We start from the raw sequence: 14382 nt of genomic DNA on the forward strand, positions 1-14382 counted from the left end.
TTCAGGTTTTACATAAACTTTGCATTTCCTCTAAGATGTGCTTTTTGCGGGTGGAAGAAATTCCCAGGTGATCGAGGTAAAAATCATCGTTCACCAGTTCACGACACAGCACCACATCCCGACTAAGCAGGAATTGTTTTTCACGTTTATTCAGAAGAACAGATACGGTGATGGGATATAAACCGGATTTATCTATACGTTCTTTTAAGCTATTTCCTTTAGGATAATCCCAACTTAATAGTTTTAAGCCTACACATTTGGCATATCTGGTGGCGTCTTTGGTAAACCTGGTATTGGTCACTACCCAGCCCTCAGAAAAGAAAAATGGATGATTCTTTTTGTCCTTATTGAAGTTTTCAATATCCCGAAACCGGGAATGTATATAAAGTGGAACCTTCACATCACAGCTTTTTCCAGGCGTACCGTGAAATTTACACTCCATTAGTAAAGTTTCTTTCTCCTGGGTGGCGATAACATCTACTTCGTGCGTTACACAGGCGCCTTGAAAAATATCGCTGACTTCCACATCGTAACCACTATATTTTAGCACCGCTCCTACAAATTTCTCAAAAGGGAAACCGGTTGGACCAAGCTCATAAATAGCATTTTTTAATTTATAGCGGGAAGCAAGAAGGTGATCCTTATTTTTTAATAATTTGAAAGCCCGATTATAGATCTCTTTGGTTGAAATTCCCTGATAGAGTTCCTTCCTGAGCTTAGAAAGGATCTTTTCAATCACTTCCTGGCTGGCACCGGCGCGACCAAGAGATGCGGCAACCTTTTCTTCAGAAAAAAATGCTTTCTGCCCGGAGGCTTTTATTATTTTTAATTCGGAAGAATCCATAGGTTGGGAATCCGGCATTTAATTTACAAAAATTAGAATAAGCGCGGCAAATATCTGGTTTCCGGAAGCACCAAAATTGGAACCTTCGGTTTTTTTGAAATCTCATGTAAGATTGACCTGGAGAATATCTTTTTGAAGAAACCGGGTTTCTCCCTATTCAGTATCAATAATTGGCTGCCACGACTTTCGATAAAGGTAATGATACCTTTGGTGACCGAAATATTGGTTAAGGTATGGAAACTGTGCGAGATATTCCGAAAAAGATCCTGCAGATGATCTCTATTGGTTTCCTGCTCTTCATCTAATTGTTCGTGCTCCTGAATGTATAAAACCCTTACCACTGCAGAAAACCTGTTGGCAATTTCGCTAACGTAATTTACCCCCGCCTGGGAACATTTGTAGCGAAAATTAGTGGCAAATACCACCTCCTTTTTAATGTCGGGAACAAAGAGGGCATTTTCCGGAACAATTAAAACAGGGCAGGTATTACAATTATCTGAAACGTGAATGGTGTTGCTTCCAAAAATACGATTTTCAGGATCTCCGGAACCTTTGGTGCCCATTACCACCAGGTTGATATTATACTTTTCTATAGCCCATTTAATAGCTTCGGTAACGCTATTATACATGGAAATAATCTTGAAATGGTGATTTGGATTTTCATTCATAAGGCTAAGGCCATCTATAAGTTTTTCCAGACCATTTTTAGACTGTTCATGGGCAAGATCGTAGGCCGGTTCACCAGGTTCTGGAACCATTATGCTGGTAGTGGTAAAATAATCTGTCTGAAAAGCATTCAGCAGGTAAAAGGTGCAAACATCTTTCTCAAACAAATGAATGCTATACTCCAGAGCCTTCCATGCGTTTTTGGAGAAATCGGTGGGGACAAGGACATTTTTCATAGTTAAGAAGAATATTTCCCTGAAGGAATTACCAGAAATGGAACTTTTATATGAAATCCTATTTTATTGATCACAGGCCTAAAAAGCAGGTTTTCAAAGAATGAATGTTTGTTGTTTATCATCACCAGCATATCTGTAGGGTGCTCATTCTGAAAATCATAAATAGCTTCGGTAAGCGCTTGTTTTTCTTTGCTGTAAAATTGATGCTTAACCGAGTCCATTTGGGTAGCCAGCTTTTTCTTATTCTGTTCTTTTTCCGGAGATAATTCTTCTTTAGTCAACACATGAAGGATATTAAGCCTGGAATCATAATTTTTAATTATATCTTTTAAGAGCTGAAGTTGCTGGCTACTGTAATCCAGCTCATAGTCTGTAGGGAAGAGAATGTTGTCTGGGTTGGTATATTCATATTCTGAAGGGATGGCCAGAATAGGACATTTTACTTTCTTTATAGCCTGCACGGTATTGGTTCCCATCAAAACCTCCTGGGCCCCGGTAGCGCCTTGTGTTCCCATTACCACGAGATCTATGTTTTTTTCTTTTACCTGGTCTTTTATTTCCTCGATCAAAAGATTGAAAGCAGAGATTAATTCAAAGTGATGTTTTGGGTTCTTGTCTTTTGAAGTAATGCGTTTTTTTACCTTTTGCAGCCCTTTTACTGAATTTTCCCGGTAAATTTCTTCCAATCCGGGTTGGGTTGTGCTATACAAAATATATTCCGTGTCATATAAAACCGGAGTAAAGGTATTTAACAGATAGAAGGTGCATTCTTCATCCTTGAACAAACTCACCGCATATTTCAGGGCATTAATGGAGTTTGTTGAAAAATCGGTGGGCATTAATATTTTTTTCATCGCATTAGGTTTTAGGAGTTAAACACATTCCCGGTTAAAATTCTGCAGAACCAGTAAAGGAATTTTAGGATTCAAACTTATCTTGTCTAATGTTCCTTCAAACAGTATATTTTCCAGTTCGCTATGCCTGGAGTTAACCATCACCAGGATATCTATTTTGTGCTTTTCAATAAAATCCATGATAGTAGGCACTTTATCTATACCGTCTACCTGGTGTGTTTGGAATTTTATATTAACAAACTGCTCTTTCAGGAAGTTAAGATTATCTTTCTGCCTGAAGGATTCTACCGGATATTTAGAGATATATAAGGAGTGAATTTCAGAACCGAATACCCGGGCAATTTCGCTCACGAGTTTTAGTTCCCTTTTTTGGTAAGGAACCAGGAAATTGGTGAGGAAGAGGATATTCTCTGGAGTATTGTATTGATAACCCGCAGGAATACTAAGAACCGGGCACTGTACGTACTTCATCACCAGTAGGGTATTGGTGCCAAAACTTATATTTCGGTCGTCTGATTTTCCCCGGGTACCCATTATACACAAATCAGCGTTTTCTGAATCTACAAGATCATTCACCTCGTCTACCAGGGCACCAAATGAAGCAACTTTATGAAAAGTATGATGAGGATTAGGAGCTATTTCCCTAATTTTTTCAAGGGTTTCTTCTAGTTTTACTTCGGCGTGGTTTAAAACTTTTTCTTTAAGCTCATCCATAAGGCTTCGGCTTAAAATAGTTTCATCGTTATAAACCTCATCGGCATAGGCGTGAAGGAGAAAAAATTCACAGGTTTCATATTTCAGCAACTCTACTGCGTATTTAAGCGCATTGAAAGCATTTTCTGAAAAATCGGTTGGAAATACTATTTTTCTCATCTTTTCCTTAATTTGTATATACTCAAATTTAACAGAATTAAGCCTTGGAAACTATGACGAAAATCAGTAAAACCCCCTGTTTATAAAATCATTATGAAAAGGATAGCGGTATTTAGATGATGTTTATCATTTTTTTATTTCAGGCTGTTAGGTATCTTTAATTATTAATTCATAAAACTGAAACGATGAAACCTATTCGCCTATTTCTTATCCTGCTGGTGCCATTTTTTATGGAAGCCCAGGAATTAAAAGACCTTAGTTATGTTGGATCTCTCCATGAGGGATATGCTCCGGTAAAAAAGAATAACCAGTGGGGTTTTATTGATGCCTCAGGAGAATTAGTGGTTGACTTCAGAAATGATCTTATTGAAAACGAAAAAGTCTCGACGGCCCGTGATCTGGGGGTTGCTACTCAAAAAGTGCCGGTAATGCAGGAGAACAGAGCCATAATTAAAAAAAATATCGATGGGGTAAATTACTATGGGTTTATAGATGAAACCGGAAAGGTGGTAATAGAACCTGAATTTCTAAATGTGTCTTTATTCAATGATGGGAAGGCCCTGGCCCTGAAACTTGCAGAAGAAGAATTGGGGAAAAATCCAGTACTGGGAAAAAGAATGATTTCTTATAAATACGACGTAGTATTTATTGATAAGGATGGAGAAGTTTTACAATATTTATCGGGACCATTTCCCGTTTCGGTTTCTAAGAGGAACCTCCGGGAAGCGCCTCCAATTACGGCCAGGATCCTCACAGACAACCTAATAAGTGTTCGGGGACCTGATAAAAGCTGGGAATTATTTACACATTAAAAAAAAAGGGGCGAAAATTTTCACCCCTTTTTTCTGTCCATTTTGGTCTAAGAAACCTTAATGGTCTTTTGTTTTTTAGAAGTTTCGGTTTCTTCTTTTTTCTGAAGGTTCATTTTAAGAATTCCGTCTTTGTAACTGGCCTTCACATCTTTTTCCTCATCAATACTATCTGGTAGACTCATAGAACGGGAAAAGCTGTTATAATTAAATTCTTTTCGTACAAATCCTTCTTTCTCTTCTTCAGATTTCTCTTCTCTCTCTGCAGAGATTGACAGGATTCCATTTTCCATTGTTATTTTGAAATCATCTTTTTCAAGGCCGGGGGCGGCCAATTCGATTTCATAATCTTTTTCGTTATCCTTGATATTCACAGCAGGGCTGAAATCGAAATCTTCCCCATTAAAAATGCGGTTTAAATTATTCAGTTTCCTGGTGTCCATCAATTCAGAAAAAAACGGATCATCGGTAAATAAGGAGGTGCCCCACATTGGGCTTCGGCGTTTGTTGGATTTAATTAATGACATAATATTAAAATTTTAGAGTTAATAAATTACCTTCCTAAGGTATTTAAGAACAACTTGTTGGGGAATGATAAATATCAATTTTAAAAAAATATTGAGATTTATATTAAAATGGATAATACTCCTCCATGGGTGAAAAAATAAAAAGCAGAAAACTAAAAATTTCCTGCTTTTTATTGGAGTACTTTGTCCACTTACGTAATCATTAAGGATAATTTAATCCTCTATAAATCGTTAAATCCGCGATTAAACTGTGAAATATCAACTCCAGAAATTTGATCTTTTTTTTTGCCCTACAAATACTCAAAACCAAACTTATATTTTGATTAGTACTAAGATAACAGACTTGTAATTAAAAATAAATGATATTTCTCATCTAATTAAATTTAACATTTTTTCTAAATTCCGGGTCTCAATTTTTTGCTTGGTCCACAACAATTAAGTTTAAACCGTTAAAAACGGCACTCATCTATTTATTTCCCTCTATTTCGCCCGCCTTCTTAAGCGCGAACCTGGTGAAAAAAGGTGCGGTAAGTTCAAAAATAATGGTGGAACCCAGGATGATATTGAGCAGGAGCGGTGCTATTTCCTGCATCCCTGGTTGATCTGAAGCCCTGATGGCAAGGCCAATAGCTACGCCAGCCTGCGGAAACAAACAAAGACCTAATAGCCTCCGCGGCTGTTCTGCTGCCCCACCAACCAGCATTCCTATATAACTGCCCGTATACTTTCCGGCAATTCTTAAGATGACGTAGGTAAAGACTAAAAGAGCCGATGAAAACATTATTTGCAGCTCAAAGTGGGTTCCGGCAAGTGTGAAGAAAAAAATAAAGACCAATTCTTCAATATGTTTAAGAGGGAGTATCCATTCTGCATGTTTTTTTGGATAAAACATGACGGAAACAAAACCAAGGCTCATACAGCTTAGGAGCATAGAAAATGCAAACAATTCAGATAAACCCAATACCAAGAGTATAAATCCTAAAATAGTTACCAATCGAAGCTCTTCTTTCTTTAATCTATTTCCCAGGTACCCCAGTAAAACACCAAAGATACTTCCCAATAAGAGTGCGCCACCTATTTCTTTTAGCCCTTCCATGAGGCTACTGGAAAAACCTCCTTCGGTCACCGTTCCTAAAACAAGGGTAAAAAGAATTACTCCAATAGCATCATCAATAGCTATTACACCCAGCAAAGTATTGGTCATTTTACCTTTAGCTCCATATTCTTCTATAATGCCAAGACTGGCGGCAGGGGCTGTTGCGGTGGCTATTGTACCAATTATCAATGCCAGGGTAAAATCGATCTCCTTGAGAAAACCAAAGGCCGAACCAAGAATCCAAAGTCCCAGAGCAACAAAGATGATGGCTCCTAAGGACTGTCCCAGGACAGCTGCCATTATTGTATTCTTTTGTTTTTTCAGGCTTTGAATATCAACCTCAGATCCAATAATATAGGCAATGATCGCCAATGCAATATTTGTGAGAAAAGGCGACCAACTCGCAGTGGAAAAATGGAGTATGTCTCCCAGAATGCTTGGAGAAAAAATGGCCCCAATAAGAATGTAAGCTACTACTCTTGGGAGATTCACTTTTTCAGCAAGAAGTCCGGCGAGAGATCCAACACTAAGCAGAACCCCTAATATAATTATCGGAGAAAAATTTTCGTACATCGCTAAGCTTTTTTCACTTTTTAAAAGCTATTGTACTAAAGTTAATCATTTGAAGTGATGATTCCTTGTAGATTAGCTGGAAAGATGATAATCTAGTAAAAACAGAAACAGGAGACCAAAGTCTCCTGTTTCTTTAAGAAGGTATTAAAATTATTTCTAATTCATGTGTGATACCAGTGATCTTACGCGAAGTAAAATTTGTGTATCGATTAGATAATATTCCTGATACCTTCTCATTTTGATTTTTAACATCAATCAAGTACTTAAAAATCAAATTTCATATTTATTATTTAGATCGGCAGTTAATTGCTGCTTTCTAAGGTCTAAATTACCAATTTTGGGATGCGTAAAAAATGACATTTGTCAGGTACTTGATTTTTAACAAACTATTAGCAAGCACATATTAATCCCGGGGTAATTCGTTTAAATAGAAACAGGAGAACAAAGTCTCCTGTTTCCTAAGAAGGTATTAAATGTATCTTCTAACTTTTTGATCGATACCAGTGATCTTACACGAAGTAAAATTTATGTATCTAGTTGAAAATATCCTTTGATACCTTCTCAATTTGATTTTTAACTCCAATAAAGTACTTAAAAACCAAATGCTTATATTTCATTATGAACGACAGTTAATTACTGCTTTATAAGGTCTAAATTACCAAATCTCTGAGCCGGGAAAAATGACAATTGTCATCTTAAGATTGTTTAACAAATAATTAATAATCTGGTTGTTCTACTTAATACTGTTCAGTTTCTGCATATTCAGGATCTTAATGTTTCTCCCTTCAATATCTATTATCCCGCTTTTCCGAAGACTTGATAAACTACGAATAAAACTTTCTGTAGAAATACCTGCTACACTGGCAAGATCGGTTCTGGAAATTCTGATGCCTTCCCGGGCGCTCTCGGGCATAAGTTCGGCAAACTGTCTTATAGTGCTGGTAGTTTTTCTTAAGACCGAAGCATAGGCCATTTCAAGAAGATGACTTTTTAAAATGGAAATATTATCAGATAACAACTGGGCAACCTCCATGGTTAAATGCTGACTGGAATTCAGGATTTCCTGAAATTTAAGGCTCGATAGTCTGTAAAAATAACTGTTTTCCAGTGCTGTGGCCGTCTCCGGATAAAAAGAAGTATCCATGAAATAATAAACTCCAAAAACATCTGAATTTTTATAAAGCCCGGTAATAAGCTCCTTGCCATACTCATCCATTCGGTGAGTTTTTATTAAACCATATTTAATAAGGTATATATAATTTGCATTTTTAGCTTCCCGGTAAACTTCCCCATTCTTCTCAATTTCCAGACTCTCTCCCGCATGTTCAAAATAGGTCTTTAATTCATCTAAAGTATTAATCTGATGATTTTGCGGAGTTTCGGTTTTCTTTTTTTGTGATTTTTCATGTTTTGATAAGCGGGTCTTTATTGCGCGCAATAGGTCCTTTTCGAGGAAAGGCTTGGTGAGATAATCATCGGCTCCCATATTCATCCCTATTCTTATATCTTCTGCTTCAGATTTAGCCGATAAAAAAATGAAAGGTATCTCCCGGGTTTCTCCATTCTGGTATAAACTTTTTAGAAGTTGATAACCATCCATAACCGGCATCAATATATCACTGATTATGAGATCGGGTTTAAGGCGTATCGCTGCTTCCATCCCTTCTTTCCCATTTTCGGCAGTGAAAACACGGTAGTTTTCCATTTCCAGGAGTTCCCGGATGTTTTCCCGCAGAATCTTGTCGTCTTCTATTATTAGAATTTGTTTCATCACAAAAAATATTATTAGGTGCATGCCTAAACATAAGTCCGGGGGTGAAATCCGGTAGGGGGGGCGAAAAACCAGGTTATACTAAATGTTCTGAGCCTCAGAGTATAACCTGCACATAAATATACACAGAAAATGTTATAAAATTTCGTAGAAATTAAAAATTTCTGTTGAGCGATTCCATCAGTTGAACTTAAGCTATTGTTGGGTTTAACGGAAATTCAATTTTAAATGCTTTGGAAACTCAGGCCAGTCCTGATTTTTATCATTTTTTAGATAAACCTAGCGCAGTATTTTTATAGATTTTAAGGCTAACTAATATAGAATTATTTTAATTAAGCTGCCTTCCTGAATCAAAAGCTTTTCGTAAATTTAATAGGTACAAACACCGTAAAACATGGGAAGAGATATCCATAGCTATACCGCCGATTCTTTTTATATTCATTTGGGAAAATTGTTCTATGCCATTGCCGCGGCCGATAAGGTGGTAAGGGAACAGGAAGTAAAGACTCTCAAGGAGATCGTAGAAAAACAATGGCTTAAATACGATGAATTCGAGGATGAATTTGGGACCGATGCCGCATACCAGATTGAGATATTTTTTGACTGGTTGGATGAAAATGATCCGGAGCCGGGAGAGGCTTATTCAGATTTCGAAGATTATTATAAAGAACATCAGCGTTTATTTACGCCAAAAGTGAAACAAATGGTTTGGAAAACAGCCGATGCCATTGCTGCTTCTTATGCAGGAAAAAATAAATCTGAGCTAATCCTGCTCTCCAAACTAAAATCACTCCTAAAACATTAAACCGATGGTTCCTTATACCTGCCAAAGTTGTGGAATGCCCTTTACCAAAGAAATGCGTGGTACCAATAGGGATAAATCTTTCAATAATGATTATTGCATTAAATGTTTTAAGGATGGTGAATTTACAAATCCTCATTTAACGCTACATCAGTTGGAAATTCAACTCCTGGAGATGGCTGAAGTACATAACGGGATTTCCCTGGAGGAAGCACAGCAAATCATTAGGAAACTACCTGAGCTTAAGCGTTGGCGAATGGAGAATATTTAAGGATTAATATTCTTAAACCCCACCTTGCTTTTCGCGATTGGAACTTCCCATTTTATCATTTCTTTTAAAAATTCATCTATTTTTTCTACCACCAGTTTCTCTGTAATAGCTGAGGGGGGATAAATACCCATCTCCACCATATCATTTTCTACAGGCATCCAGTTTTCCGGAAGAGGAAAGACGGTGAAAATCTCTATATCTCCATTATACATTTGGGAAAACACTAAAGCTCCTCCCTGCAGAAACCGGTATGTGGGAATTTGATTTGTTTTCACCATTAATTCCTGCGGAAAGGAATCGAAGCTTATGTTAATGGCTTCGTTTGTATGTATCCAACTTAATCGCTGCACTTTCCACCCGATTTCATATTTTTCCTCTGCTTCGCTTAAAACTTTATTGATAAGGTCTTTTACTTCAGTTTCCCATAGTATGCGTTTGTTTAAAAGGGTGTGGATGGAGGTCTTATATTCGTTTATGCGTTCCTCAAGATGTTCAATTTTCATTTCAGAACATTTTAAAATTTCTCATTGAAGCTTAATAATGGTACTTCAATACAGGATTGCATACGTTTAACCAAGTCTCTGTGAAGCAAACTGCTTTTTTTGGTATCGGGTTTTCGTTCCAGCATAACTACCATATCAGTATCCAGATTTTCAATATTTTCTTTCAGAGACTTCAGGATATTATCTGAGAAAATTATTTTAAACTCGATATCTGAGTACTCAACTTTTTCAGCCAGATTCTTTTTGAACCATTCCAGTAAATTCTTTGTCATTGTTTCATCCTGATCGCTCACATGCAAAATGATTAACTTTGGTTGTACGGGATCCAGAAGGCCGAGTAACTCTTTTATATTAATTATATCTTTTTGCTCAAAATCTGTGGTGTAAACCACGTTTTTAAGTTCGGTGAACACATAATTTGGTGGCACAGCCAGTAATGGGTGGGGGGAGAATTCCAGCATATCTTTTGTAGAACTTCCCAGAAAAAAATCTTTGAAGTTGCCCGAGCCACAAGCTCCCATTATAAGTATTCTTATTTGCATATCCCGGGTGAAATCCATGATACCTTTTGTCACTGAAGAAGCTACCGTGACAGCTACCGTAAGGTTTAAATCTGAAAGGTCCTCTTCTAAATGTTCGCTACAAAATTCTTTCAGTTTAGCCTTTAGTGCAACCCGGGCTTCTTTTTCGTTATTTTTTTTGGTCACTTTCAGTTCTGAAGGTGTGGCAACGTGTAAGGCGATCACATCGGTATTGAAGACTTCACCTAAAGCCATGGCATATTTCAGTGCAGCTACCGAATTTTCAGAAAAGTCTGTGGTGTAAACAATCTTTTTCATCTCATAATAAGTTTACAATAAATTTAAGACCAGATATTTACATAAATAATGATATTCCTCAGCTTAATTAAGGTTCGTTTGCTTCGGCCTCTCTTGCTTTTTGCCTTTCCAGTCTTCGGAAGTATCCACGGAAAAAGAAGTTATGCTTGAGAGCTTCCATATTTTGATCGAATTTATGAGTGGCTTCCTCTATATTCTGAAGACTACTGTCCAGGTGGTTCACGAAAGAAGTATCTGTAAGCATAAAGTTTATCACCCCTTTTCCGGTTTTAATTTCAGAAGAAAAGGCACTGATGTCATTGGTGATCTTGTTGATCTCAACTGCCGAGGAATCCAGGTTGGAAAGGGTCGCCGCGAATTTCTGAGCAGAAAGACTATCATTCAGCATAAGTCCGGCGAGGCTTTCGTCAAAGTTCACCTGGGACAATAAGTTATTAAACCGGTTGACACTGGTAATTGCCGATCTTGTACTTTGTCTTAAATTGCTGATGCTGTGTTTGAGGTCTTCAGCCATCTCATTATCTTTAAGCAAAGCTCCGGCAACGCCTTCTCCACTGTTAATAGAATTGGTGATTTTTAGTAAATCGGAGGTAAGCATTGCCGCATTTTCATTGGTTCGGTTTAAGGTAGAAAGCATATCGGCAGTAGCTACCTGGCTAATGGATTCCAACGTGTCTCCCTGCTGTAGTGCACTGGATCTTGGGCCTTCTCCTGGTATTATATTTACTACCATACTTCCTACCAATCCATCTGAATTGATGGTTGCCATGGCATTTTTTTTCATTTGATTTGCAGTTTCTATATCCAGAAACATATTTACAGCGATACTGGTGTCGTTTACCATAACAATCTCTTTTACTGTTCCCACATCCAGCCCGGCAAATCTTACGTTATTTCCCACCTGCAAACCATTTACATTTTTAAATACCGAAGTAACCTTAAGGCTTTCCCCAAAAAGATGTTGGCGGTTACCTATAAAGAAAATCGCCAGGGTGAAAATGATTAATCCGCTAATTACGAAAAGCCCAAGGCGCAGATATTTTGATGATTGTATTTTCATAATTTTTCTATTTAAAAAAGGCCATAACTTTTGGATCTTTCGAGGCCGATAATTCTTCAAAGCTACCTTCTGCATAATTAATTCCATCGAGTAACAGGATCATCCGGTTTGAAATTACCCTTGCACAATCTACATCGTGCGTAATTATCAGGGATGAGGTCTTATATTTCTTCTGTATATCCAGCATAAGCAAAATAATTTCCTTTGCGGTAATAGGATCCAAACCGGTGGTTGGTTCATCATAAAAAATGATTTTGGGTTTAAGAATGAGGGCACGTGCCAGGGCAACACGGCGTTGCATTCCACCGGAAAGCTCGGCAGGCATCATATTTATGGTATGAGGAAGTCCTACGTTATTCAGGGCTTCTAGAACCAGTTCATCGGTATTCTCAAGGTCGAATTTATGGGTGTGTCTTCGCAGAGGAAACTCCAGGTTCTCTCTAACCGTCATTGAATCATACAGGGCGCTTCCCTGAAAAAGGAAACCAATATCGGCCCTTAGTTCATCCAGTTCCTGTCGTTTCATTGTTGAGATTTCTCTCCCCAACACTTCCACTTTTCCGCTATCGGGTTCCATAAGACCTACCAGACATTTGATCATAACCGATTTTCCAGAGCCCGATTTTCCCATAAGCACCAGGTTTTCCCCTTCTAATAGCTGCAGGTTAAAGCCGTTAAGGACTTTGTTCTCTCCAAAGCCTTTGTGGAGATCCTGAATGTTAATCACCGTATTTTTAGTTTCTTCCTTCACGACAATTAGGGGTAAAAAATATCGGTTATAAAAACGGCTATAAAATCTATAATAAACAAGAGCATAGAAGTGAAAACAACCGCCGAATTTGAGGCTTTTCCTACCCCGGCGGTTCCTTTCTTACTATTGTAACCCTTAAAACATCCAACCAGGCCAATGGCAAAACCAAAAAAGAAGGTTTTTATAGTAGCCGGAAAAAGATCACTAAACTCCAGGGTATTAAAAACCTGGTTAAAATAAAGGGTAAAAGAAACATTGCCTTTTAAATTTTCAACCAGTGCAGAACCAAGGAGGGCTATAAAATCTCCCAAAATCACTAAAATCGGGATCATAAGGGTAGTGGCAAGAATACGGGTTACTACCAGAAATTTAAAGGGATTGGTCCCTGAAACTTCCATCGCGTCTATTTGCTCTGTTACTTTCATAGACCCTAATTCGGCACCTATTCCGGAGCCAATACGTCCTGCAAGTATTAGAGCAATTACTACCGGGCCGATCTCCCTTACAATAGATATACTTATCATAGATGGCATCCAGGAAACCGCCCCAAATTCCATTAAAGTAGGCCTGGACTGAAGTGTAAAAACCAGGCCCAATATGAAACCGGTAACACCAACCAGAAGCATAGACTTGTTGCCCATATTGTAACTCTGGCGCAGAAACTCCCTGAATTCAAATGGCCGTGAGAATAACTCCTGGAAAAATCTTCCGGCGAAACCAGTTAGTTCTCCAATCTCTATAAAGAAAGCGGAAAGGTTTTTTCTAAAACTATAATTGCCGTCCATATAAATACTTTGCACTTTAAAGTTACAATAGAAAGGCGAAATTTTTTATGATTTTGGTCAGTTTAGATTTTGCGGTTCTAAAAGAGATTATTTCAAGTACAGATAATCCACAGATCCATTTCAGGCAAACATGATATAATCCCATCTTAAAATTCTATGAAGAAATTGAGATAAATGCGAAATATTGATCGGATAACCTGCTTATAAAAGAAATAATTGATTATTTTTTGAATTGATATTTCGTTAGAGATAATGGGATAGGTATTGATTTCAAGGATGAAGAGCAAGTCTTCAAAGCCTTTAAGCGTGTGGCCGGAGAAGATTATTCCGGTAGCGGAATTGGTTTGGCCGTGGTTAAACGAATAATTGAAAAGCAATTGTTTACAATATAGTGGCTCATGATGATCTATGGGAGCGAATAAGGAAAAATAAGATCGTTGTAAACCAGATTTATAATTACCTTGACAACCTTCGTAATGATAATGAGGAACAACATGGAAACATAAACAAGATCAGGAAGAATATAGAAAACTAAAAATCAGGGAAAGACGATGCTAACAACTCTTAGAGAAGCCACAAAACAATTACATGAGGAAATAGAACAGGATAATCTTGCCGCTAAGATCATGTCTCACGAGATAAGTCTTGAGGAATATAAACTTCTTTTACTTCAGAATTATATTGCCTACAAAATTACCGAAGAACAGATCAGTAATCACCTGGATAACTGGAAATCTGATAAATCCCTTCGGTTGAAAAAAGATCTCGATTCCCTGAATGTTGATACCTCGGTTTTAGGAGATTTTAAAAACCGGTTTAGCATAAAAAATAAAACGGAAGCTATAGGCGCGACCTATGTGGTAGAAGGCTCGGCTCTTGGTGGGATGCAGATTTCAAAGGAACTACCTTATTGTCAAAACCTGTCAGAGATAGAAAAACCTCATTTTTTCACTCCTGAAAGAAAATCAATGGAAGGCTGGAACATTTTTCTAAAAGGTCTCCGTAATTCAGAATTTTCAGAAGAAGAAAAGCACATTACGGCGCAAAAAGCACAGGAGACTTTTAAGTTTTTTGCAGAGGTATTTAAATTGGAATTGAAAGAAGTTTAAAATTCCCAAAGTA

The 14382-nt window shown here is 37.6% G+C and carries 16 protein-coding genes and 1 pseudogene; 5 read left to right on the forward strand and 12 right to left on the reverse strand.

Annotation, left to right across the window (positions count from 1 at the left end; genetic code table 11):
* Position 1: 1 nt before the first annotated feature.
* Genes BM266_RS11990 through BM266_RS12005 form a run of 4 tightly spaced genes read right to left on the reverse strand, consistent with a single transcriptional unit; the run spans position 2 to position 3473 of the window.
* Positions 2–844 (reverse strand): ATP cone domain-containing protein, encoded by an 843-nt coding sequence (locus BM266_RS11990; RefSeq protein WP_093410121.1) that lies wholly within the window; start codon positions 842–844, stop codon positions 2–4.
* 32 nt (positions 845–876) lie between these two features.
* Positions 877–1746, reverse strand: a complete 870-nt coding sequence (locus BM266_RS11995; protein WP_093410013.1) for a universal stress protein — start codon at positions 1744–1746, stop codon at positions 877–879.
* Between the two features lie 2 nt (positions 1747–1748).
* Complete coding sequence (locus tag BM266_RS12000) at positions 1749–2600, reverse strand: universal stress protein (RefSeq protein WP_093410016.1); 852 nt, start codon at positions 2598–2600, stop codon at positions 1749–1751.
* Positions 2601–2618: 18 nt separating this feature from the next.
* Positions 2619–3473 (reverse strand): universal stress protein, encoded by an 855-nt coding sequence (locus tag BM266_RS12005; RefSeq protein ID WP_093410018.1) that lies wholly within the window; start codon positions 3471–3473, stop codon positions 2619–2621.
* 185 nt (positions 3474–3658) lie between these two features.
* On the opposite strand from BM266_RS12005, the gene BM266_RS12010 reads away from it, so the two are divergent.
* On the forward strand, positions 3659–4285 hold the full coding sequence (locus BM266_RS12010; RefSeq protein ID WP_093410021.1) for a WG repeat-containing protein: 627 nt from the start codon (positions 3659–3661) through the stop codon (positions 4283–4285).
* A gap of 47 nt (positions 4286–4332) precedes the next feature.
* On the opposite strand, the gene BM266_RS12015 is transcribed toward BM266_RS12010, so the two are convergent.
* The 3 genes from BM266_RS12015 to BM266_RS12025 form a co-directional block, all read right to left on the reverse strand.
* A complete protein-coding gene (locus BM266_RS12015; RefSeq protein WP_093410023.1) occupies positions 4333–4809 on the reverse strand; it encodes an Hsp20/alpha crystallin family protein in 477 nt (158 codons plus the stop codon).
* A 466-nt stretch (positions 4810–5275) separates the two neighbouring features.
* Positions 5276–6478 carry a cation:proton antiporter gene (locus BM266_RS12020; protein ID WP_093410026.1) on the reverse strand — a complete coding sequence of 401 codons (1203 nt, stop codon included), beginning with the start codon at positions 6476–6478 and terminating at the stop codon, positions 5276–5278.
* 733 nt (positions 6479–7211) lie between these two features.
* Positions 7212–8249, reverse strand: a complete 1038-nt coding sequence (locus BM266_RS12025; RefSeq protein ID WP_093410028.1) for a response regulator — start codon at positions 8247–8249, stop codon at positions 7212–7214.
* Positions 8250–8643: 394 nt separating this feature from the next.
* Between BM266_RS12025 and BM266_RS12030 the strand changes: the two genes are divergently transcribed.
* Together BM266_RS12030 and BM266_RS12035 are read left to right on the forward strand one after the other, a co-directional pair.
* A complete protein-coding gene (locus BM266_RS12030) occupies positions 8644–9054 on the forward strand; it encodes a hypothetical protein (protein WP_093410031.1) in 411 nt (136 codons plus the stop codon).
* Between the two features lie 4 nt (positions 9055–9058).
* Complete coding sequence (locus BM266_RS12035) at positions 9059–9322, forward strand: zinc ribbon domain-containing protein (RefSeq protein ID WP_093410033.1); 264 nt, start codon at positions 9059–9061, stop codon at positions 9320–9322.
* Here BM266_RS12035 and BM266_RS12040 read toward each other — a convergent pair.
* From BM266_RS12040 to BM266_RS12060, 5 genes are all read right to left on the reverse strand, one after another.
* Entirely contained in the window at positions 9319–9825 is a 507-nt protein-coding gene (locus BM266_RS12040) for a hypothetical protein (protein ID WP_093410036.1), read from the reverse strand. The genes BM266_RS12035 and BM266_RS12040 overlap by 4 nt on opposite strands.
* 11 nt (positions 9826–9836) lie before the next feature.
* Complete coding sequence (locus BM266_RS12045; protein WP_093410038.1) at positions 9837–10664, reverse strand: universal stress protein; 828 nt, start codon at positions 10662–10664, stop codon at positions 9837–9839.
* Positions 10665–10731: 67 nt separating this feature from the next.
* Positions 10732–11724, reverse strand: a complete 993-nt coding sequence (locus BM266_RS12050) for an MlaD family protein (protein WP_093410041.1) — start codon at positions 11722–11724, stop codon at positions 10732–10734.
* A gap of 7 nt (positions 11725–11731) precedes the next feature.
* Positions 11732–12475, reverse strand: a complete 744-nt coding sequence (locus BM266_RS12055; RefSeq protein ID WP_245760437.1) for an ABC transporter ATP-binding protein — start codon at positions 12473–12475, stop codon at positions 11732–11734.
* A 5-nt stretch (positions 12476–12480) separates the two neighbouring features.
* On the reverse strand, positions 12481–13260 hold the full coding sequence (locus BM266_RS12060; protein ID WP_093410044.1) for an MlaE family ABC transporter permease: 780 nt from the start codon (positions 13258–13260) through the stop codon (positions 12481–12483).
* Between the two features lie 254 nt (positions 13261–13514).
* On the opposite strand from BM266_RS12060, the pseudogene BM266_RS17600 reads away from it, so the two are divergent.
* Positions 13515–13652, forward strand: a pseudogene (locus BM266_RS17600) (hypothetical protein); the annotation flags it as partial.
* A gap of 159 nt (positions 13653–13811) precedes the next feature.
* A complete protein-coding gene (locus BM266_RS12070) occupies positions 13812–14369 on the forward strand; it encodes a biliverdin-producing heme oxygenase (protein WP_093410049.1) in 558 nt (185 codons plus the stop codon).
* Positions 14370–14382: the final 13 nt, after the last annotated feature.

The organism is Salegentibacter flavus (genome assembly GCF_900115145.1).
GTDB classification, from domain to species: Bacteria; Bacteroidota; Bacteroidia; order Flavobacteriales; family Flavobacteriaceae; genus Salegentibacter; species Salegentibacter flavus.